Genomic DNA, 20,554 nt, shown 5'->3' on the forward strand with positions numbered 1-20,554 from the left:
TTTTTACGGGCCTTCCCCAACTGTCGATTCAATGCAACAGTGGACGTCTAGAGGGGAATACATCGTCATGCTGACCGGATTGCCGCAATGCAGCAAAAGCCCATCATTTTGGATGCCCCTGTCCCTCAACGCCGTGGTCTGACGACCGAAGCGCTGCAGGCGGAGATACTCGAGAAGCTCACCTATTTCATTGGTAAAGACCCGATTGTCGCCCGGCCACACGACTGGCTGAAGGCGACGATCTATGCGGTCCGCGACCGCATTATCGACCAGTGGATGGAGTCGAGCCGCGACACCTGGCGGACCTCGCTGAAGCGCGTCTACTACCTCAGCCTCGAGTTCCTTATCGGCCGCCTGATGCGCGATGCCATGAGCAATATCGGGCTGATGGAGCCGATGCAGGATGCGCTAAAGTCGCTCGGCGTCGAGCTTGGCGACCTGCTGTCGCTGGAGCCGGACGCGGCGCTCGGCAATGGTGGCCTCGGGCGGCTCGCCGCCTGCTTTCTCGAATCCATGTCCTCGCTCAAGATCCCGGCCTATGGCTACGGCATCCGCTATGTGCACGGTCTATTCCGCCAGGAAATGAGCGAGGGCTGGCAGGTCGAATTGCCCGAAGAATGGCTTGCGCATGGCAATCCGTGGGAATTCGAGCGGCGCGAAAGCGCCTATGAAGTCGGGTTTGGCGGGCATGTCGAGCCGGTGACCGATCCGGACGGCACGATCCGCCAGGAATGGCGGCCGAACGACCATGTCCTGGCAGTGGCTTTCGATACGCCGATCGTGGGTTGGCGCGGCGCGCGGGTGAATACCCTGCGGCTGTGGAGTGCGCAGCCGATCGATCCGATCCTGCTGGATAAGTTCAACTCAGGCGACCATATCGGCGCGCTGGAGGAAAGCTCGCGGGCTGAAGCGATCACGCGCGTGCTGTACCCAGCTGACTCGACGGCGGCGGGCCAGGAATTGCGGTTGCGGCAGGAGTTCTTCTTCTCGTCGGCCTCGCTGCAGGACATCGTGCGGCGGCATCTGCAGCAATATGGCGATATGGGCTCGCTGCCCGACAAGGTGGCGATCCATCTCAACGACACCCATCCGGCCATTTCGATCTGCGAGCTGATGCGCATCCTGGTCGATGACAATGGGCTGAAGTGGGCCGACGCCTGGAAGCTCAGCCGCGGCGTGTTCGGCTATACCAATCACACGCTGCTGCCCGAAGCGCTCGAAACCTGGCCGGTGGCGCTGCTGGAACGGCTGCTGCCGCGCCACATGCAGATCATCTACCAGATCAATGCCGACGTGCTGACCGAGGCGCGGGTGCGCGCCAAGTTCACCGACGGGCAGATCGCCAATGTGTCGCTGATCGATGAGGCAGGCGGCCGGCGCGTCCGCATGGGCCAATTGGCTTTTGTCGGATCGCACTCGATCAATGGCGTCTCGGCGCTGCACACCGAGCTGATGAAAAAGACGGTGTTCTCGGACCTGCACAAGCTCTATCCGGATCGCATCAACAACAAGACCAATGGCATTACGCCGCGGCGTTGGTTGATGCAGTGCAATCCGGGGCTCACCAAACTCGTGATTGACCGCATCGGACCTGGCTTCCTCGACGATATCGAGCTGCTCAAGGGGCTCGATGCACATGCCGACGATCCCTCGTTCCAGGGACAGTTCGCGGCGGTCAAGATGGCCAACAAGCAGCGGCTGACGCAGTTGATCAAGGATCGGCTGGGCATCGTGGTGTCGCCGGACGCAATGTTCGACGTGCAGATCAAGCGCATTCACGAATACAAGCGGCAATTGCTGAACATCATCCAAGCCGTTGCCGCCTATGATGAAATTCGGGCGCATCCGGAACGCGAATGGGTTCCGCGCGTTAAGATTTTCGCGGGTAAGGCGGCTCCGGGCTATTGGAACGCCAAGCTCATCATCAAACTGATCAATGACGTGGCCAGGGTCATCAACAACGATCCTGCGGTGCGTGGCCTGCTCAAGGTGGTCTTCCTGCCCAACTACAATGTCAGCCTTGCCGAAGTGATCGTACCTGCCGCGGACCTGTCCGAGCAGATTTCGACGGCTGGCATGGAAGCGTCCGGCACCGGCAACATGAAGTTCATGGCCAATGGCGCGATCACCATCGGCACCATGGATGGCGCCAATGTGGAAATGCACAAGGAAGTGGGAGCGGACAATATCGTGATCTTCGGTCTATCGACTGATGAAGTGAACGAGAGGCGGGCCAAGAGCGAAGTGCCGCGGTCCTCGATCGATAACTCGTCGCGGCTCAAGGAAGCGCTGGGCTCGATCTCGTCGGGTGTGTTCTCGCCCGATGATCCGAACCGTTATCGCGACCTGATCGGTGCGCTATACGACCATGACTGGTTCATGGTGGCGCGTGACTTCGACGCCTATGTGGAAGCGCAGGCGCAGGTGGATGCCATCTGGACCGACAAGCGGAAATGGAACGCCATGGCGATCCGCAATACCGCAAATGTGGGGTTCTTCTCGTCGGACCGCACCATTCGGCAATATGCCGCTGAAATCTGGGGCGTAACGGTGCCCGCATGACGACAGAACTGGCGGTAACTGACCTCAAGATCAGGCCGCCAGGAAACATAAGGTCACATGTGGTGCACTGGTGCGCCGCAACGGACCATAGGGGGACGGACGTTTGAGCAAGGAAATCTGGCAGGCCGACTCGACAGAGGTGGAGGCAATCGTCGCCGGACGGCACGCCAATCCGTTCGGCTTTCTGGGGCTGCAGCAGATCGGCGCCGACTGGGTGCTGCGCGCGTTCATTCCGCATGCCGAACTGGTTGAAGCGTTCACGCTCGACGGCACCGAGCTTGGCTTTTTGACGCCACGGCATCCGGCCGGTTTTTTCGAGGGCCAGGTCAAGGTCGATAAGCGCCAGCCGATCCGCTATCACGCCAAGAATGCCGGCGGCGAATGGGACGTCTACGATCCTTATAGCTTCGGCCCTGTGCTCGGCCCGATGGACGATTACTACATCGGCGAAGGCAGCCATTTGCGGCTGTTCGACAAGCTCGGCGCCCATGAGATGGAATTCGAGGGCATTCACGGCACGCATTTTGCCGTCTGGGCGCCCAATGCCAAGCGCGTCAGCGTCGTTGGGCCGTTCAACGAATGGGACGGGCGGCGCAATCCGATGCGCAATCGGTTCGAGAACGGCATCTGGGAAGTGTTCATCCCGGTGCTGGGCACGGGAACGCTGTATAAATTCGAGATCGTCGGGCCCGATGGGGTGGTGCTGCCGCTGAAGGCAGATCCGTTCGCGCGGCAGTCGGAAATGCGGCCCAAGACGGCCTCGGTGGTGCCCGATCCGACGCCGTTCGTATGGACCGACCAGAAGTACATCGAAGAGCGCGCGACCCGCGATTGGCGCCGCACGCCGATGACGATTTATGAGGTGCATTTAGGATCTTGGCGCCGTCGTCCGGATGGCGGGTTTTTGACCTATGACCAGTTGGCCGAGCAGTTGGTGCCCTATGCGGCCGACATGGGCTACACTCATATTGAATTGATGCCCATCACCGAGCATCCGTTCGATCCGAGCTGGGGCTATCAGCCGACCGGCCTCTATTCTCCCACGGCGCGGTTCGGTGACCCGGCGGCGTTTGCGCGCTTCGTCGATGCAGCGCACGAAGCAGGCCTGGGGATCATCCTCGATTGGGTGCCAGCGCATTTCCCAACCGATGCGTTCGGCTTGGCGCATTTCGACGGCACGGCGCTCTATGAGCATTCCGATCCCCGGCAGGGCTACCACCCCGACTGGAACACTGCGATCTACAATTTCGGGCGGCGCGAAGTCGTCAGCTTCCTCGTCAACAATGCGCTCTACTGGTTGGAAAAATTCCATATCGACGGGTTGCGCGTCGATGCCGTGGCGTCGATGCTATACCTCGATTATTCGCGCCAGGCCGGGCAGTGGGTGCCCAACAAGCTCGGCGGCAATGAGAATCTGGAAGCGGTCGAGTTCATCCGCAAGGTGAATGTCGAAGCCTACCGGCTGCATCCCGGTACGTTCATGATCGCCGAGGAATCCACGTCATGGCCCGGCGTCAGCCACCCGGCTTATACCGGCGGACTTGGCTTCGGGTTCAAGTGGAACATGGGCTTCATGAACGACACGCTGCGGTTCATGAGCCGAGAGGCGGTGCATCGCAAATACCACCACAACGACATGACCTTCGGCATGGTCTACGCGTTCTCCGAAAATTTCGTGCTGCCGCTGAGCCATGACGAAGTGGTGCATGGCAAGGGTTCGCTGATCGAGAAAATGCCGGGCGATGACTGGCAGCAATTCGCCAACCTGCGCGCCTACTACGCCTTCATGTGGGGCCATCCGGGCAAGAAGCTGCTGTTCATGGGCCAGGAATTCGCCCAGCGCGAAGAGTGGGCCGAGAGCAAGTCGCTGGATTGGTGGCTGCTGGACGCAGGCGCGCATGAAGGCATGCGCCGGCTGGTGACGGATTTGAACACCGCCTATCGCCAGTTGCCGGCCCTGCACGAGCGCGACTGCGAGCCCGACGGGTTCGAGTGGATCATCGGCAATGACTATGCCAATTCGGTGTTTGCCTGGGTGCGCAAGGCGCCAGGGGCGGACCCTGTGCTGGTGATTTCCAATTTCACGCCAGTGCCGCGCGAGAATTACCGCATCCCGATGCCGGTTGCCGGCAAGTGGGTGGAGCGGATCAATACCGATGCCGGTTGGTATTCGGGCAGCAATACCGGCAATCACGGCACGGTCACCGCCGTGGCTGTGGAGGGCCAGCATTGGCCGGCGGAGGCAGTGCTGTATCTGCCGCCGCTATCGACACTGTTCCTGAAATTCGAGCCGGAATGAGCCGGTCTCATTGAGATACGTCCCGGACCAATCCGGGCATATTGTGGAGGGTAAGATGGCAGACTACAGAGTTCCTTCACCGCTGGCACGCGAGGCCATGGCCTATGTGCTCGCCGGTGGCCGCGGTACGCGGCTGATGGAATTGACGGACCGGCGCGCTAAGCCGGCCGTGTACTTTGGCGGCAAGTCGCGCATCATCGATTTTGCGCTCTCCAATGCCATCAATTCGGGCATTCGCCGCATTTCGGTGGCGACGCAGTACCAGGCCCATAGCCTCATCCGGCATCTGTCGCGCGGCTGGAACTTCCTGCGCCCCGAGCGTAACGAAAGCTTCGACGTGCTGCCCGCCAGCCAGCGCGTGGCCGAGGACATGTGGTATGCGGGCACCGCCGATGCCGTGTACCAGAACATGGACATCATCGAGGATTACGGCGCGCGTTACATCGTCATCCTGGCCGGCGACCACATCTACAAGATGGACTACGAAATCATGCTGCGCCAGCATGTGGACACCGGCGCCGACGTCACCATCGGGTGCCTCGAAGTGCCCCGCATGGAAGCCGCCGGGTTCGGCGTCATGCATGTCGACGGGCGCGACCGGGTGGTGGATTTCGTCGAGAAACCAAAGGACCCACCGGGCATTCCGGACAATCCGGACATGGCCCTGGCCTCGATGGGCATCTATGTGTTCGAGACGCGGTTCCTGATGGAACAACTGCGCCGCGACGCCGCCACCGAAGGCTCCAGCCGCGATTTCGGCAAGGACATCATTCCCTATATCGTCAAGAACGGCACCGCCTGGGCGCACCGCTTCAACCGCTCCTGTGTGCGCTCCTCCAAGGAAGACGTCAGCTATTGGCGGGACGTGGGCACCATCGACGCCTATTGGAAGGCATCGATCGACCTGACCGATATCCAGCCACAGCTCGATCTCTACGACCGCGACTGGCCGATCTGGACCTATGCGGAGATCACGCCGCCGGCCAAGTTCGTGCATGACTTCGACGGACGGCGCGGTACGGCGGTCAATTCGCTGGTCTCGGGCGACTGCATTATCTCCGGCGGTTACCTGCAGAAGACGCTGCTATCGACCGGCTCGCGGGTGCATTCCTATTCCGAGCTGAACGAAGCGGTAGTGCTGCCCTATTGCGATATCGGGCGGAGCGCGCGGCTGAAGAAGGTGGTGATCGACCGCGGGGTGAATATTCCCGAGGGACTGGTGGTTGGCGAAGATCCCGAATTCGACGCCAAGTGGTTCCGGCGCAGCGAGCAGGGGGTGACGCTGATCACCCAGGCGATGATTGACAAGTACCTGGCGAGCCGATGATCGAAGTTCTGTCCGTTGCTGCGGAAGTCTATCCACTGATCAAGACCGGGGGGCTGGCCGACGTGGCCGGCGCCCTGCCTTTGGCGCTGGGCGATAAGGGCGTGACCCTGCGTACGCTACTGCCGGGCTATCCGGCGGTGATGAGCAAGGTCAATGGCGGACGGGTGGTCGCGGAAATCGACGACCTGTTTGGCGCCCCCGGCAAATTGATCGCGGGCCGGTTCGCTGGGCTGGATCTGATCGTCATCGAGGCCCCGCATCTCTATGACCGTCCGGGCAATCCCTATGTGGCGCCGGACGGCTGGGACTGGCCCGACAACTGGAAGCGCTTTGCGGCGCTAAGCTGGGTCGCGGCGGAACTGGCCTGGGGGCTGGTCGATGGCTATCACCCGCAGGTCATCCATTGCCACGACTGGCAGGCGGGGCTGGTGCCGGCCTATATCAAGTATGGCGCGCCTTCGGGCATCAAGACGATCATGACCGTCCACAACATGGCGTTCAAAGGCTTTTTCGGGCGTGAAATCTTCGGGCAATTGCGGCTGCCGCCGCAGGCGTTCGAGGTGGGGGGCGTCGAATATTACGGCGGGATTTCCTACCTGAAATCGGGCATGGAATGCGCTGACTACGTCACGACGGTCAGCCCGAACTATGCCGACGAAATCCGCACGCCGGAATTCGGCATGGGGCTCGAGGGACTGCTCAACGGGCGCGCCGATACGGTGATCGGCATTCTCAACGGCATCGATATTGCCGCCTGGGACCCGATGACCGATCCGGCGCTGCCGCAAAAATACTCGGGCAATACGGTGCATATGCGCCGGGCCAACAAGGCGCTGCTGGTCGAGAAATTTGGGCTCGACGGCGAGGATGGGCCGCTGTTCTGCGTCATCAGCCGGCTGACCGACCAGAAGGGCATGGACCTGCTGCTGCAGGCGCTGGCCGGGCTCGTCGGCCTCGGCGCACGCCTGGTGGTGCTGGGATCGGGCGAAGGGTATTTGGAAGACGGGTTCCGCCATGCCACCGGCCTCTATCCCGGCAAGGTCGGCATCATCACGCGCTATGACGAGGAATTATCGCACCTGATCCAGGGCGGGGCGGATGCGATCGTCATCCCGTCGCGGTTCGAGCCATGCGGGCTGACCCAGCTTTATGGGCTGCGCTACGGCTGCGTGCCGGTGGTCAGCCGGATCGGCGGGCTTGCGGATACGGTAATTGACGCCAATCCGGCGGCGCTGGATGCGGGCGTGGCGACGGGCGTGATGTTCGACGCCAATAGTGCGCATGCGCTTTACGAGGCGATCCGCAGGACGGTTCGGCTCTACAATGACGACAAGACCTGGAAAAAGATTCAACGGCGGGGGATGAAGTCCGAAGTTTCCTGGGAAGCGAGCGCGCACCGCTATGCCGATCTCTACGCCACACTGACAGGGCTGAAATTAAATGACGATTCAAACGATTAACACGACGCCCTACGACGACCAGAAGCCGGGGACCTCGGGCCTGCGCAAGCGGGTAAAGGTCTATAGCCAAGAAAACTACGTCGAAAATTACCTACAGGCGATCTTTGATAGCCTTGAAGATTTCCAGGGCAAGACGCTGGTGATTGGGGGTGACGGTCGTTTCTATAATGACGTCGCCATCCAGACCGCGATCCGCATGGCTGCCGCCAATGGGTTCGGCAAGGTGATCGTCGGCCAGGAGGGGCTGCTGTCGACCCCGGCCGCGAGCCACCTGATCCGGCACTATAAGGCGTTTGGCGGGCTTGTCCTGTCGGCTAGCCATAATCCGGGCGGCCCAGATGGCGACTTTGGCATCAAGTACAATATCGGCAATGGTGGCCCGGCGCCTGAGAAGATCACCGACGCAGTGTTTGCGCGCAGCAAAGTGATCGAGAGCTACAAGATCGCCAATGATCGCGATGTCGAACTGGGGCGGCTTGGCATCCAGAATTCTGGCGGGATGATCGTTGAGGTCATCGATCCGGTCGCTGACTATGCGGCGCTGATGGAGACGCTGTTCGATTTCCCGGCCATTCGAGCACTGTTCGCTGGCGGCTTCACCATGACGTTCGACGCCATGCACGCGATCACCGGACCCTATGCTCATGCCATCCTCGAAGGCAAGCTGGGCGCGCCGGTGGGGACCGTGGTCAATGGCAAGCCGCTGCCGGATTTCGGCGGCGGCCATCCCGATCCCAACCTGGTCTATTGCAAGGACATGTTCGACCTGCTGATGACCCCCGAAGGGCCCGATTTCGGCGCGGCTTCGGATGGCGACGGCGACCGCAACCTGATCATCGGCAAGAACCGGTTCGTGACGCCGTCGGACTCGCTGGCCTTGCTGGCCGCCAATGCGCATCTGGCACCCGGCTATAAGGGCGGCATTGCGGGCATTGCGCGCTCGATGCCGACCAGCGCGGCGGCGGATCGGGTGGCGGAAAAGCTCGGCATCGAAATGCACGAGACGCCCACGGGCTGGAAGTTTTTCGGCAATCTGCTCGATGCGGGTCGTGTAACGATCTGTGGCGAAGAAAGCGCGGGCACGGGTTCGAACCATGTGCGCGAGAAGGATGGCTTATGGGCGGTCCTGCTCTGGCTCAACATTATTGCGTCGCGCAAGCAGAGCGTCGATCAGATCGTGCGTGAGCATTGGGCGACCTATGGGCGCAATTACTATACGCGGCACGACTATGAAGAGGTCGACGCCGGCATCGCCAACAAGTTGGTGGATGACCTGCGCGCCAAGCTGCCTGGCCTCGTGGGCCAGAACTTCGGCGATGACCTGCAGGTCGCCTATGCGGACGACTTCACCTATCACGACCCGATCGATGGATCGACCAGCGCCAAGCAGGGAATTCGCATCGGATTCACCGATGGGTCGCGCATCGTCCTGCGCTTGAGTGGAACCGGCACTGTCGGAGCGACGTTGCGGCTGTATCTCGAAAATTATGAGGCAGCCGATGGACGACACGATCTTGAGACCCAATCCGCCCTTGCGTCCCTCATCGACCTCGCCGACCAGCTCTCCGGACTCAAGCAGCGAACCGGCCGTCAGGAACCCAGTGTCATCACCTAACGTCGGCAATCTGATGAAGCCCAGTCTGGTCCCCGGTGCGGGGAGCATCGAAAAGCTCGGCGCGACCATCGTCGACCAGGGTGTGAACTTCGCCGTCTATTCAGAGTCCGCCTCCAAGATCTGGGTCTCCATCTATGATGAGCAAGACCAGGAGACCGATCGGTTCGAGCTCGATGTGCATCAGGACAATATCCGGGCCGGCCTCGTCGCCGGGCTGGGTGCGGGCACGCGCTACGGCCTGCGGGCAGATGGCGAATACAATCCGTCGCAGGGCTATTTCTTCGATCCGCAAAAGCTGCTGGTCGATCCATATGCGCGCCGGTTGGACCGGGTGTTCGTGCGCTCGCCGCGGCTGCGCCTCGATCGGCAGGAGGCCGTGGATACGGCGCCGCTGATCCCCAAAGCGGTGGTGGTGAGCGATGGCAATGAGTCCATCATGCCGCGTAATCGTGCGCCCAAGCTGATGTATGAGCTCAATGTGCGTGGGTTCACCATGCGCCACCCGAGCGTTCAGGGGCCGTTGCGCGGCACCGTTGCGGCGCTGACGACGCGGCGGGTGATCGACCATTTCAAGTATCTCGGCGTCGATACGGTCGAGCTGATGCCGATCGCGGCCTGGATCGACGACGGGCATTTGCCCAGCCTGGGGCTGACCAATGCCTGGGGCTATAATCCGGTCAGCTATTTCGCGCCCGATCCGCGGCTGATGCCGCGCGGGCCGCAGGAATTGCGGAACATGACCGATTTGTACCGCAAGAACGGCATCTCGGTGATCCTCGACGTGGTCTATAACCACACCGGCGAGGGCGACGAGAACGGGCCGATGCTCAGCCTGATGGGGCTGGATGCCAAGACCTACTATCGCTTCGTGGAAATGGACGGGCAGCAGCATCTGGTCAACGATACCGGCACCGGCAATACGCTGCGTTGCGATCATCCGGCGACGCAGCGGTTGGTGATCGAGAGCCTGCGCTACTGGGTCGAGGAAATGGGCGTGTCCGGTTTCCGTTTCGATCTGGCGCCAGTGCTGGGTCGCGAGCCGGGGTTCAATCCGAACGCCGAGCTGTTGCAGAAGATCAAGGCCGATCCGGTGCTGAGCAAGGCCATTTTGGTGGCCGAACCATGGGATCCGGGTCCGGGCGGCTATCAGCTCGGGCAGTTCGGCAAGGAATTCCGCGAGTGGAACGACACCTACCGCGATGAAGTGCGCAGCTTCTGGCGCGGCGACGATGGCAAGATCGGCGCACTGGCTGGCAAGGTCACCGGTTCGGCCGAGATTTTCAACTTTGCCGGACGCAAGCCGACGAGTGGCGTGAACCTTCTGGCTGTGCATGACGGTTTCACGCTGCGTGATCTCGTCAGCTATAATGACAAGCACAACGAAGCGAATGGCGAGGGCAATCGCGACGGGCACAGCAACAATTCCTCGTGGAATTGCGGTGTCGAGGGCGAAACCGACGACGAAGGCGTCAATGCGGCGCGTAAACGCGATGTGCGGGCGTTGCTCGCCACCCTGTTCCTGTCGCGCGGCACGCCGCTGATCCAGCAGGGCGACGAGATGTACCGGACGCAGAGCGGCAACAATAATGCCTATGCGCAGGACAACGAAATCACCTGGGTGGACTGGGAAACCAATGATGGCGATCTGGTGGACTTCGTCGCGGCGGCGCAGCGGTTCCGGCGCAGCCATCCGGCGCTGACGCATGAGCATTTTCTGACCGGGGCTACCGACAAGACGGGCATCCGCGATGTGGTCTGGCTGCATCCGGATGGGCGCGAAATGAACGAGGGCGACTGGCAGCAATCGGGCGCATCCGTGCTCGGCATGCAATTGCGGACCAAAGACGACGAGGTGCTGGTGTGGTTCAACCGGCGCGCCGAGCCGGTGGTGGCGCGCTTGCCCGAGGGCGAGTGGGTGGTGGGGATCGAATCCGACGACCAGGCCGATGTGGCGTTCTCCGAGGGGACCGTCACCCTGACGCCGCGCTCGGTGGTGGCGCTGGTGCGCGACAACCCGGACGCCTAATGCTCACTTCTATTCTGCCGCGACGGCGTCCTGCAGGCCGCCGGCGTGCTCGATATAGGCGATGATCTGGTCGAGAGCCTCGCGGCGGAGCAGGTCGGTGAAAATGTAGGGCCGACCCTCGCGCACCTTCTGGGTGTCGCTTTCCATCACCGCGAGGCTCGCGCCCACATAGGGGGCGAGGTCGGTGTGTGTGATGACCAGCAGGTCCGAGCGGGAGATGGCGGGGCCACCCTTGCGGGGGATCTTTTCGCCTTGGGCCACCGAAATGACGTAGATCGTCAGGTCGGCCAGGTCCGGCGAGAAGGTCGCGGCCAGGTTATCGCCGCCGCTTTCGATCAGGATGATGTCGAGATCGGGGAATTTGCGGTTCAGATCGGCGATGGCGGCGAGGTTCAGCGAGGCGTCTTCGCGGATCGCGGTATGGGGGCAACCGCCGGTTTCGACGCCGACAATGCGGTCCTCGGAGATAGCCTGGGCCCGGGCCAGGATCAGCGCGTCTTCCTGGGTGTAGATATCATTGGTGACGACGGCCATGGAATAGCGGTCGCGCATCGCCTTGAGCAGCATTTCGCAGAGCGTGGTCTTGCCGGAACCGACCGGGCCGCCGATGCCGATGCGAAGGGGGCCATTCAACGATTTCATATGAGCCTCATCACCACGAGAACCAGAAAGCCAGCGCCGAGCGCCAAGCATAGGGGCGAGTATACACGCCGGTCGTTGAGGCGGAAGTTGGGTTCGGGGGTTTTGGCCTGGAACCATGCGGTGTAGCCGGCAATGCCGCGGGCCAGGAAAATGGCCGCGAAGGGGACGCCGAGCAGGGTCATGCCCACGCCGCCGCTGTCATGATCGGCGAGAGCGAGAGCCGTCACGCCGGAGATGATGGTGAAGACGGCGACGCCGAAGGAGGTAAGCTTGGGCGGCATGTGCTGGATGCCAGCCGTGCCGACGACGGTCTGGGCCAGCAGCTTTTCCTCGCGGATGGGCCAGGTGCGGCCGATCGACCAGAGCAGATGGGCAAAGCAAACCGCCAGCAGGGCGACGAACATGAAGGCGGCGATCAGCATGCTCATGAGCGGAAAATTCTCGTCGGAAGAGTTTCGTGGCGCATCTGGGCGATATCAGCGGCGTAGGCGATCGTGCCGATATCGTCCAGTGCGGCATGCTGGCACAGTTCGGCCCGGACGAGGATAACCGGTTCGAGCGCCGCCATGATCGCCAGGCCATCGGACTGGCCAATAGGCACGAGGCGGACGGCGACCGAGACCTGGGCGTGGACAATTGCGGTCAGGAAAGCCGTCAGCGTGGCGGCCAGATCGATGCCATGGGCACCGGCGATAGCGCCGACCGCGATGGGGTAGGGGCAGGGCTGGGGCAACGATGCATAGACCGGCGAGGGCCAGGCGCGGGCGGCGCTGGCGAAGGCGTCGCCGGTGATGGTGGTTTCGTCGTGACGCTCGCGGGCCGGGGTGAGCGCGAGGCAGAGATCGGCCAGTTCAGCGAGGGCGGTGGCATCGGTGGATGAGCGGTGGGCGTGGGCCAGCAGGATGGCGTCGGTGCGGAGGCCGCCATGGGCGAGGTTGGCTTCTATCCAGTCGTGCGTAGTGGCCCGGTCGTGGATGCGGCGGTCGACGATGGCGGTTTCGAGCCCAGCGGACCAGGCGAAGGCGCCCACCGGAAAGGCAGGGGAGAGCCAGGTCAGCAGCTTTTGCAGATCGCCTTGCTCGGTCATCGGGCGAGCAGAGCGTGGCCGAGTTCGGCGTGGCTGTGATAGGCGCCGTGCTCGGCGAAGAAGGGCTCCGAGACATTGGTGACCACGGCGCCGAGACCTTCCAGCATGGTCTTGAGCACGTGGTCGCGCTTGATCAGGATGCGGCTGGCTTCAAGCTGTGCCGAGGTGTGGCGGTTGCCGATATGCCAGGCGAGGCGGACCAGATGATCGGTGTCGCGGGCGCGGATTTCGTAGAGCAGCTCTGGGGCGGCGATGACTTCGACAAGGCGGCCGTCGTCAAGCTGGATGGCCCCCTGGTGGTCCAGCGTAATGGTCTGGGGGAAATCGAGCATGACTTCCTCGCCGTTCTGTAGCCGCAGCAGCTTGCGGCGGAGGCGACGTTCGTCGTGTTCGAGCACGACACTGGCGAACGGAATGCCTTGGCCGTGACCGGCAGGGAGGTGGGATACGGCACGTAGCATGAAGGGCTTTCTCAGGTGACGGTGTTGAAGAGCCTAAGGATCCAAGCGCCCTGAAACAGCAGGTGCAGGGTGACGAGGCTGAGATGGTAGCGCCGGTTCGGCGTCCAGATGGCGATGGCGCTGAGGGCGAGGCCGACGGGGACCTGGATGTAATAAGGCCAGCCGAATTCCTGCCAATGGTTGGGACCCTTGATGAACGTGTCGATGATGTCGAGCACGAAGGTGGCGGCGAAGAGGCTGTAGAACCAATGGCGGCGCTTGAGGAAGAAATCCTCGTAACCGTCATATTCGGCAAGGCTATCGGGGAATAGCAAGGCGGCGAGCATGAACAGCGTGACGGCATAGAGGATGATGAAAAAGAACAGGCCGATGGTCCAGTCGTCGACCTCGAAAAGAGCGAATTGCCACCACCAGAAGAACACCAGTTCGACAAGGATGGAGAAGGCCCAGAGCAGATGCAGGGTCGAGACTTTGGCCCGCGCCGGATGCTGCACCAGACCTGCGACGCCCATCAGCAGTCGGGTGATGCCAAGGCCGACGACCATGCCCATGACGATGCGGACATGGGGGAACATTTCGGGGGGCGGCAGAGCGTCCATGGCTATGGGGTGTTGGTGATTTCGGAGCAGGACGCCAGCGGCGGGGCGTCCTCGGCGGCGGTCAGGTCGTGGAACGTGGCTTCGGCGCCCTTGGTCCACCATTCGTAATTGCCCGAAACGTAGCGCACACCGGAGGCGGCCAGGGCGGCGGCGAAGATCAGCGTCTTGCCTTCATAAGGCACCAGAGCGAGGAAATTCGGCGCGGCGTTGATGTAGCCAACGCTGATCTGGCCGAGCTCGCCGCAATCATAGGCAGTGCTGTGCTGTTCGGCATCGCCACCGAGGCTGAGGGTCAGCGTGGACTGGACGGCCTGGGCAAAGCTGGGCGCGGCCGAGGCACCCAGCAGCAGGACAGACACTGCAACGCGCGTGACGTGAAAGGTCATTCTTCGACTCCCGTGAGGACACCCTGCGCAGCCTTTGCTAGGCGATGCGCAGGGCGGAAGTTTGGCTGCGGACCGATCAGACGATGTAGTAGACGATCAGCAGGGCAGCGACGACGGCAACGATGTCCTCGATGATGCCGGCGGGCAAGTCGCGGCCCAGGGCCTTGGCCAGCATCGAGCGCACTTCGGCGCCGCCAAGGGTGCCGAGTACGGCGCCGACGGCGCCGATGATCAGCCCGATGATCCAGTTGCCCGGCATCAGCAGCGCGCCGGCAATGGCGCCTGAGACGACGCGGCCGCCAAACTGCATCGGCACCTTGCGGCTTGGCGCCGTGGGCAATTGGTCGCCGACCAGTTCGAGAATGGCCAGGATGCCCAGGATGATGACGGCGGGCAGCGAGCCGAGGAAGCTGTACCAGGCTCCGGTGAAATCAAGCCAGCCCAGATAGGCGCCCAGGCTGATGGCGGCGATTGGCGTGGCGGCACGCAGACCCGCCACAACACCGATAAGCAGAACGAAAACATAGATCATGACGAAAGCCCCCAAGGCATTTGTGACGTGGGTAAAGTCTAGCGTGGAAATTGTTGATTGTATCGTTCGATATTTGAATGGACGCGCGGAAACGCCGCGCCGCTCGCACGGACGGTGGAGGAAGACTGCGGCATGCGGCGAGACGTGCCTCATGGGTTTTGTAGATAAGCGAGACAGCGTCTCGCCGCATGCGATGGGGTTTCTGGCCGCTCGAACGTGGCCATCCTTTGACGCGGATGACGAACGTCGCGCTGGCCCAGGGATCGCGCGACCGCATTCCCCTCCCACCAAACTCCCCACGGCCGTTCGTCGCGAACCCGCAGCCGTTGTGGGGATATCGGGGGCCATTATGCGGGAGGAATTTGGGGTGGGGATTAGTTGGGTAAGAGGCACAAGTGCATCCCCATTCTCGGTGTCATCCAGGCCGAGGTTGCTCTTGATCAAAGGGATCTGAGACAACGTCTCACACATCCACCGACCCTCCCGCGGGCTTGACCCGCGGGTCCCTGTGGTCAGCCACTGACGGCGGTGCTGCGGTGAGAGGCCCGCGGGTCAAGCCCGCGGGAAGGGGTGGATGGGGTGAGATCGAGGTCAAATTATACCCCCACCCAGCCTCCCCCTGGCAGGGGGGAGGAATACGCGCCGCTCTTGGGGCGCGATGCAATTCAACCCAGCCTCCCCCTGGCAGGGGGAGGAGTACGCGCCGCTCTTGGGGCGCGATGCAGTTCAACCCACTGGCCGGCTGCTCCCCCTTAGAGGGGGAGGTTGGGTGGGGGTGATGGGCGCCACGATTTCGCATCGTGACGGCCACTTTGCTGCTGGGACGATATCTAAGGGCAGCGACGCCCTTCCTCCCAAAATAAGGGGGGTGGCTCATCATGGACTTAGAACAGGAAATACCGCTGCGCCATCGGCAGCACCGTTGCCGGCTCACAGGTTAGCAATTCCCCGTCGGCGCGGACCTCGTAAGTTTCCGGATTCACGTCGATGACCGGGGTGGCGAAGTTGTGGATCATTGAGGCTTTGCCGATGTTGCGGGTGTTGGAAACCGGCACCAGTTGCTTGTCGACGCCCAGCTTGCCGCGCAGGCCATCGTCGTATGCGGCTTGCGAGATGAAGGTGACGGAGGAATTGGTGCGCAGTTTGCCATAGGCGGCGAACATGGGGCGGTAGTGCATCGGCTGGGGCGTCGGGATGGAGGCGTTGGGGTCGCCCATCGGGGCGGCGGCGATGGAGCCGCCGAGCAGGACCATTTCGGGCTTTACGCCGAAAAAGGCGGGGGACCAGAGCACCAGGTCGGCGCGCTTGCCCACTTCCACCGAGCCGATGTGCTGGCTCATGCCGTGGGCGATGGCAGGGTTGATGGTGTATTTGGCGATGTAGCGCTTGACGCGGAAATTGTCGTTGTCGCCGGTTTCGCCGGCCAGGCGGCCGCGCTGCTTTTTCATCTTGTCGGCGGTCTGCCAGGTGCGGATCAGCACTTCGCCGACGCGGCCCCTGGCCTGGCTGTCGGACGAGATGATCGAGAGCGCGCCCATGTCATGCAGGATATCTTCGGCGGCGATGGTTTCCTTGCGGATGCGCGACTCGGCGAAGGCCACATCCTCGGGGATCGATGGCGACAGGTGATGGCAGACCATCAGCATATCGAGATGCTCGGCGATGGTGTTGACCGTGTAGGGCCGGGTCGGATTGGTCGATGACGGGATGACGTTGGGCAGGCCGGCGACGCGCAGGATGTCCGGCGCATGGCCGCCGCCGGCGCCTTCGGTGTGGAAGGCGTGGATGGTGCGGTTCTTGAACGCGGCGATGGTGTCCTCGACGAAGCCGCTTTCGTTGAGCGTATCGGTGTGGATCATCACCTGAACGTCGTAATCGTCGGCGACCGACAGGCAGTTGTCGATGGCGGCAGGGGTGGTGCCCCAGTCCTCGTGCAGCTTGAGCGAGGAGGCGCCGGCCAGGATCATTTCGACCAGCGGAGCGGGCAGGGAGGCATTGCCCTTGCCGGCGAGTGCGAGGTTCATCGGGAAAGCATCGAAGCTCTCGATCATGCGCTGGATGTGCCAGGCTCCGGTGCAGGTGGTGGCCAGCGTGCCATGGGCCGGGCCGGTGCCGCCGCCCAGCATGGTGGTCATGCCGCTCATCAGGGCCTCTTCGATCTGCTGGGGGCAGATGAAGTGGATGTGGGCATCCATGCCGCCGGCGGTGATGATCTTGCCCTCGCCCGCAATGGCTTCGGTGGAGGGGCCGATGATGATGTTGACGCCGGGCTGGGTATCGGGATTGCCGGCCTTGCCGATGGCGTGGATGCGGCCGTCACGCAGGCCGATATCGGCTTTGTAGATGCCGGTATGGTCGACAATCAGGGCATTGGTGATGACGGTATCGACGGCGCCCTGGGCGCGGGTTGCCTGTGACTGGCCCATGCCGTCGCGGATCACCTTGCCGCCGCCGAACTTCACCTCCTCGCCATAGGTGGTGAAGTCCTTTTCCACCTCGATGATGAGATCGGTATCGGCCAGGCGCACACGATCGCCGGTGGTGGGGCCGTACATGTCGGCATAGGTGGCGCGGGAAATGCGAGCGGGCATGGGGCGGCTCCGTCAGATGGAAAAGGCAGAACTGGGGTTTAGGGGCGTGGCGCAACCATCGGCGTGCGGGCCCGTTGGTGCAGCGATCGGGCGGGGGCTAATCCGGGCGGCTCGAAAGGAATTGCCATGAACAGAATAATCATCACCGCGTTGGCGGCCGGGCTGCTGATGAGCACGGCGTTCGCGCAGGACGCTGCCGCTCCCGTGGCGCCCGAGGACCCGAATGCGCCGTCCATCGCGGTGGAAGGCGGAGCGCCGGTCGATCTGGCCGTGCCCGAGGAGAAAACCGACGTGCAGATCGTGCTGCTGTCCGAGCTGCCGGAGAATGCAACGCCGCTGGACGTGACCGAAGACAAGGACGAACTGGCGACGCTGCACGCTTCGATCACGGACAATCCCACGGTCAAGGCCAAGCTCGACGCCGGCGGCTATACGGTCGATGACGTCGTTGCCATGGAGAGCAATGTGGATGGCTCGATCGTCGTCTATGTGGACGATCGCGGCTAGGACCGGTCCTAAGCGGTGGGCCGCAGGATGCTGACGCTGGGCGCGATCCTGCGGCATTGCGTTAGTTGGGCTTGGGCTGGGCGCGATACAGCGCGATAGCGTGGTTGATGCGGGCATCCAGCAATTGCTCGCCTTCGCGCATATCGGGGTCCTTGCGCTGCGTGCCGGCGATCAGCGAAACCGCCAGCGCCTGAATGGCGTAGGCATGGGTGGCGCGGCCGGCAGTGTGATGTTCGCTGCCTTCGTGCTCGAACTTTTTCAGCAGTTGATCATAGAGGGCCGGGGTGATGACCTGCTTGGCCTCGGTCCAGTTCTTGCTCTTGAGGTCGTCGCTCAGATCGGCCGCGAGGCTGCCCAGCAGGTACATGACCTGAGGGTCTTTGCTGCCGTCCTGCTGCAAATCCTGCAGCACGGTGGCGAAGCGGTTTTTGAAATCTTGTTCTTTGGTCATGCGAAAAGTCCCAGCGGAATGGCTAAGCCGGTCTTTGAGCATTTTTGCGGAGGCACTGCCAAGACTATCATAGGGCTCCCATGACCTTGCCGCGGAAGCCGTAGACGGTTCGGGCGCCTGACAGCGGCACCAGATTGACCTCGCGGGCCTGGCCCGGCTCGAAGCGGACAGCAGTGCCGGCGGCAATATCGAGGCGCATGCCACGGGTGGCTTCGCGATCGAAGCGCAAGCCGGCATTGGTTTCGTAGAAATGATAGTGCGAGCCGACCTGGATCGGGCGGTCGCCGGTATTGGCGACTTCGATGGTGATTTGCGGCGCGCCGACATTGAGTTCGATATCGCCGGATTTAGGAAAGATTTCGCCGGGGATCATGGGGTCACCGAATGGGTTCGTGCACGGTCACCAGCTTGGTGCCGTCGGGGAAGGTGGCTTCGACCTGGATGTCGGAGATCATTTCGGCAATGCCCTCCATGACCTGGTCGCGGGAGATGACATGGGCGCCGGCCTCCATCAGTTCGGCGACCGGGCGGCCGTCGCGGGCGCCTTCGACCAAAAAATCGGTGATCAGCGCGATGGCTTCGGGGTGGTTGAGCTTGACGCCGCGCTCCAGCCGCTTGCGGGCGACGATAGCGGCCATCGAGATCAGCAGTTTGTCTTTTTCGCGCGGCGTCAGGTTCATTCGGCTTTCCTGGGTCCAGATCGGATCACGGTAAGGGTTAGAGGTGCCAGAGGCGGGGCAGGCTGCCCGCGCCCGACAGTTCAGCAACAATTGGGACGATCATGCGGCGGAGCGCAAGCCCGGATTCGGCAATGGCGCGGACGACGAGGCGCTCGCCGATGGCACTGGCGGCGATGAGGCCGTTGGAGGGCATCAGCGCCCGGACCGTCTCCAGCCGGCGGGTGGCGAGGGGACCGATATGCAGGATGGTGGCGAAGGCGCGGGCGCCGGCCAGCAGGGACGTGGCCGTGCGTTCGCTGCCCTCGCCAGTCAGCAACGTGGCCTCGGCATGGATCAGGCGGCCATTGCGGCGGATGCGCCAGTTGTCGCGCAACCAGGCATCATTGGCCATCTCGCCCATGGCGTCGCGGCCGAGCAGGACCGCCTCGATGGCGGTGAGGCTGGCGCCATCGGCCAGGTCGATGTCGATGCGGCGATCGAGCTTGCTGGCCTCGAACAGGATGGTTTCCTGCGGCAGCCAATCGAGATGGGCATTGGCGCCGACGGTGAGGCGGGTTTCGACGCGAGCGGTGGCGCCGGTGGAGCGGTAGATGCGCTCGCAGGCCTGGGTGGTCAGCACCATCTTGCCGCCGGGCGCGGCGTCGGCCCCCCATTGCATGTGGTCGCCCCCGGTGAGGCCGCCGGCGGTGTTTATCAGTACGGCTTCAAGGGCGGAACTGTGGGTATGGGGCACGCGAATCTTGGCGCAGCCGTCCTGGTAGAGCGTGTCGATCACGGTGACGCCGTCGCGCAGCTTGGTGGCAATGCGACCGACGCCACGGGCGCGCTGCATAGGGGCGGTTGACAGTAGTGGTGTTGCGGATATTGCGCCGTTCATGGGAACCTATGCCCAAGCCGCACGTTTTGAACCCGACACAGAATTTTTGACGTCACAGAGCAACAAAGAAGAGGAAGAATGAAATGACCTTCAAAACTGTTACTTGTGCTATTGTTATGGGTTCGGCACTTATGTTTGGTGGCGCCGCCTATGCTGATACTATGGTTGGTTCGTCGACTGTTACTGATGCTGATCTTCCGGCCGTTCAGGCTCGTTGCGACCAGCTGATGACTACCGCCGACTCTACCTCGCTTACAGAGAATACTGACGACGACACCGCCGCCGGCTCGAATGACGGCGCCGCCGATGCTACCGCCAATGCCACCACGGCCGTCGATGAAACCCAGGCTGCGACCACGACGTCGATCGATCTCGACACGGTTACGCTTGAGCAGTGCAAGGCCGCTGGTCTCAGCAAGTAACGAATAGTCCATTGCAATATCCATGAGCGC

20 protein-coding genes are annotated in these 20,554 nt (G+C 62.5%); 8 read left to right on the forward strand and 12 right to left on the reverse strand.

Annotated features, from left to right (window positions below; all coding sequences use genetic code 11):
- The first annotated feature begins 87 nt into the window (after positions 1-87).
- From JWR51_RS03695 to glgX, 6 genes are all read left to right on the forward strand, one after another.
- Entirely contained in the window at positions 88-2,562 is a 2,475-nt protein-coding gene (locus JWR51_RS03695) for a glycogen/starch/alpha-glucan phosphorylase (RefSeq protein WP_299743851.1), read from the forward strand.
- 103 nt (positions 2,563-2,665) lie between these two features.
- Entirely contained in the window at positions 2,666-4,861 is a 2,196-nt protein-coding gene (gene glgB, locus JWR51_RS03700; RefSeq protein ID WP_299743854.1) for a 1,4-alpha-glucan branching protein GlgB, read from the forward strand.
- Positions 4,862-4,916: 55 nt separating this feature from the next.
- Positions 4,917-6,188 carry a glucose-1-phosphate adenylyltransferase gene (gene glgC / locus JWR51_RS03705; protein ID WP_299743857.1) on the forward strand — a complete coding sequence of 424 codons (1,272 nt, stop codon included), beginning with the start codon at positions 4,917-4,919 and terminating at the stop codon, positions 6,186-6,188.
- Complete coding sequence (gene glgA, locus JWR51_RS03710) at positions 6,188-7,648, forward strand: glycogen synthase GlgA (protein WP_299744465.1); 1,461 nt, start codon at positions 6,188-6,190, stop codon at positions 7,646-7,648. The genes glgC and glgA overlap by 1 nt, the downstream gene beginning before the upstream one ends.
- A complete protein-coding gene (locus JWR51_RS03715; protein WP_299743860.1) occupies positions 7,629-9,263 on the forward strand; it encodes an alpha-D-glucose phosphate-specific phosphoglucomutase in 1,635 nt (544 codons plus the stop codon). Before glgA ends, JWR51_RS03715 begins: the two co-directional genes overlap by 20 nt.
- A gap of 13 nt (positions 9,264-9,276) precedes the next feature.
- Entirely contained in the window at positions 9,277-11,289 is a 2,013-nt protein-coding gene (gene glgX / locus JWR51_RS03720; protein ID WP_299743863.1) for a glycogen debranching protein GlgX, read from the forward strand.
- 9 nt (positions 11,290-11,298) lie between these two features.
- Here glgX and ureG read toward each other — a convergent pair whose 3' ends face one another.
- The 8 genes from ureG to ureC all read right to left on the reverse strand — a co-directional run bounded on the left by ureG (position 11,299) and on the right by ureC (position 17,587).
- Positions 11,299-11,931: an urease accessory protein UreG gene (ureG, locus tag JWR51_RS03725; protein ID WP_299743865.1), complete on the reverse strand. Its 633-nt coding sequence runs from the start codon at positions 11,929-11,931 to the stop codon at positions 11,299-11,301.
- The gene (locus JWR51_RS03730) at positions 11,928-12,359 is read right to left on the reverse strand and encodes a DUF3995 domain-containing protein (protein WP_299743868.1); all 432 of its coding nucleotides are present in this window, start codon (positions 12,357-12,359) and stop codon (positions 11,928-11,930) included. The genes ureG and JWR51_RS03730 overlap by 4 nt, the downstream gene beginning before the upstream one ends.
- Positions 12,356-13,018, reverse strand: coding sequence for an urease accessory protein UreF (locus JWR51_RS03735; protein WP_299743871.1), 663 nt, complete (start codon positions 13,016-13,018; stop codon positions 12,356-12,358). Before JWR51_RS03735 ends, JWR51_RS03730 begins: the two co-directional genes overlap by 4 nt.
- Entirely contained in the window at positions 13,015-13,479 is a 465-nt protein-coding gene (locus JWR51_RS03740; RefSeq protein WP_299743874.1) for an urease accessory protein UreE, read from the reverse strand. Before JWR51_RS03740 ends, JWR51_RS03735 begins: the two co-directional genes overlap by 4 nt.
- Before the next feature lie 11 nt (positions 13,480-13,490).
- Positions 13,491-14,078 (reverse strand): hypothetical protein, encoded by a 588-nt coding sequence (locus JWR51_RS03745; RefSeq protein WP_299743876.1) that lies wholly within the window; start codon positions 14,076-14,078, stop codon positions 13,491-13,493.
- 2 nt (positions 14,079-14,080) lie between these two features.
- Entirely contained in the window at positions 14,081-14,464 is a 384-nt protein-coding gene (locus JWR51_RS03750) for an MliC family protein (protein ID WP_299743877.1), read from the reverse strand.
- 76 nt (positions 14,465-14,540) lie between these two features.
- Positions 14,541-14,996: a DUF4126 family protein gene (locus JWR51_RS03755; protein ID WP_299743879.1), complete on the reverse strand. Its 456-nt coding sequence runs from the start codon at positions 14,994-14,996 to the stop codon at positions 14,541-14,543.
- Between the two features lie 884 nt (positions 14,997-15,880).
- Positions 15,881-17,587 carry an urease subunit alpha gene (gene ureC, locus JWR51_RS03760; RefSeq protein WP_299743881.1) on the reverse strand — a complete coding sequence of 569 codons (1,707 nt, stop codon included), beginning with the start codon at positions 17,585-17,587 and terminating at the stop codon, positions 15,881-15,883.
- A 126-nt stretch (positions 17,588-17,713) separates the two neighbouring features.
- Here ureC and JWR51_RS03765 point away from each other — a divergent pair, with 126 nt between their 5' ends.
- Positions 17,714-18,094 carry a hypothetical protein gene (locus JWR51_RS03765; protein WP_299743884.1) on the forward strand — a complete coding sequence of 127 codons (381 nt, stop codon included), beginning with the start codon at positions 17,714-17,716 and terminating at the stop codon, positions 18,092-18,094.
- Between the two features lie 61 nt (positions 18,095-18,155).
- Here the strand turns inward: JWR51_RS03765 and JWR51_RS03770 are convergent, their stop codons facing one another.
- From JWR51_RS03770 to JWR51_RS03785, 4 genes are all read right to left on the reverse strand, one after another.
- The gene (locus JWR51_RS03770) at positions 18,156-18,545 is read right to left on the reverse strand and encodes a hypothetical protein (RefSeq protein WP_299743887.1); all 390 of its coding nucleotides are present in this window, start codon (positions 18,543-18,545) and stop codon (positions 18,156-18,158) included.
- Between the two features lie 67 nt (positions 18,546-18,612).
- On the reverse strand, positions 18,613-18,918 hold the full coding sequence (locus JWR51_RS03775; protein ID WP_299743888.1) for an urease subunit beta: 306 nt from the start codon (positions 18,916-18,918) through the stop codon (positions 18,613-18,615).
- A 4-nt stretch (positions 18,919-18,922) separates the two neighbouring features.
- Positions 18,923-19,225: an urease subunit gamma gene (locus tag JWR51_RS03780; RefSeq protein WP_299743890.1), complete on the reverse strand. Its 303-nt coding sequence runs from the start codon at positions 19,223-19,225 to the stop codon at positions 18,923-18,925.
- Positions 19,226-19,262: 37 nt separating this feature from the next.
- A complete protein-coding gene (locus tag JWR51_RS03785; protein WP_299743891.1) occupies positions 19,263-20,057 on the reverse strand; it encodes an urease accessory protein UreD in 795 nt (264 codons plus the stop codon).
- Positions 20,058-20,185: 128 nt separating this feature from the next.
- On the opposite strand from JWR51_RS03785, the gene JWR51_RS03790 reads away from it, so the two are divergent.
- Positions 20,186-20,524, forward strand: a complete 339-nt coding sequence (locus JWR51_RS03790; protein ID WP_299743893.1) for a hypothetical protein — start codon at positions 20,186-20,188, stop codon at positions 20,522-20,524.
- Positions 20,525-20,554: the final 30 nt, after the last annotated feature.

It is taken from the genome of Devosia sp. (assembly GCF_028290625.1).
GTDB lineage: Bacteria > Pseudomonadota > Alphaproteobacteria > Rhizobiales > Devosiaceae > Devosia.

Bases quoted from the DNA above. Each gene is read 5' to 3' on its own strand.
- JWR51_RS03695 (WP_299743851.1), top strand. From the start codon at position 88: ATGCAGCAAAAGCCCATCATTTTGGATGCCCCTGTCCCTCAACGCCGT.
- glgC (WP_299743857.1), top strand. From the start codon at position 4,917: ATGGCAGACTACAGAGTTCCTTCACCGCTGGCACGCGAGGCCATGGCC.
- JWR51_RS03715 (WP_299743860.1), top strand. From the start codon at position 7,629: ATGACGATTCAAACGATTAACACGACGCCCTACGACGACCAGAAGCCG.
- glgX (WP_299743863.1), top strand. From the start codon at position 9,277: ATGAAGCCCAGTCTGGTCCCCGGTGCGGGGAGCATCGAAAAGCTCGGC.
- ureG (WP_299743865.1), bottom strand. From the start codon at position 11,931: ATGAAATCGTTGAATGGCCCCCTTCGCATCGGCATCGGCGGCCCGGTC.
- JWR51_RS03730 (WP_299743868.1), bottom strand. From the start codon at position 12,359: ATGAGCATGCTGATCGCCGCCTTCATGTTCGTCGCCCTGCTGGCGGTT.
- JWR51_RS03735 (WP_299743871.1), bottom strand. From the start codon at position 13,018: ATGACCGAGCAAGGCGATCTGCAAAAGCTGCTGACCTGGCTCTCCCCT.
- JWR51_RS03740 (WP_299743874.1), bottom strand. From the start codon at position 13,479: ATGCTACGTGCCGTATCCCACCTCCCTGCCGGTCACGGCCAAGGCATT.
- JWR51_RS03745 (WP_299743876.1), bottom strand. From the start codon at position 14,078: ATGGACGCTCTGCCGCCCCCCGAAATGTTCCCCCATGTCCGCATCGTC.
- JWR51_RS03750 (WP_299743877.1), bottom strand. From the start codon at position 14,464: ATGACCTTTCACGTCACGCGCGTTGCAGTGTCTGTCCTGCTGCTGGGT.
- JWR51_RS03755 (WP_299743879.1), bottom strand. From the start codon at position 14,996: ATGATCTATGTTTTCGTTCTGCTTATCGGTGTTGTGGCGGGTCTGCGT.
- ureC (WP_299743881.1), bottom strand. From the start codon at position 17,587: ATGCCCGCTCGCATTTCCCGCGCCACCTATGCCGACATGTACGGCCCC.
- JWR51_RS03765 (WP_299743884.1), top strand. From the start codon at position 17,714: ATGAACAGAATAATCATCACCGCGTTGGCGGCCGGGCTGCTGATGAGC.
- JWR51_RS03770 (WP_299743887.1), bottom strand. From the start codon at position 18,545: ATGACCAAAGAACAAGATTTCAAAAACCGCTTCGCCACCGTGCTGCAG.
- JWR51_RS03775 (WP_299743888.1), bottom strand. From the start codon at position 18,918: ATGATCCCCGGCGAAATCTTTCCTAAATCCGGCGATATCGAACTCAAT.
- JWR51_RS03780 (WP_299743890.1), bottom strand. From the start codon at position 19,225: ATGAACCTGACGCCGCGCGAAAAAGACAAACTGCTGATCTCGATGGCC.
- JWR51_RS03785 (WP_299743891.1), bottom strand. From the start codon at position 20,057: ATGCAGCGCGCCCGTGGCGTCGGTCGCATTGCCACCAAGCTGCGCGAC.
- JWR51_RS03790 (WP_299743893.1), top strand. From the start codon at position 20,186: ATGACCTTCAAAACTGTTACTTGTGCTATTGTTATGGGTTCGGCACTT.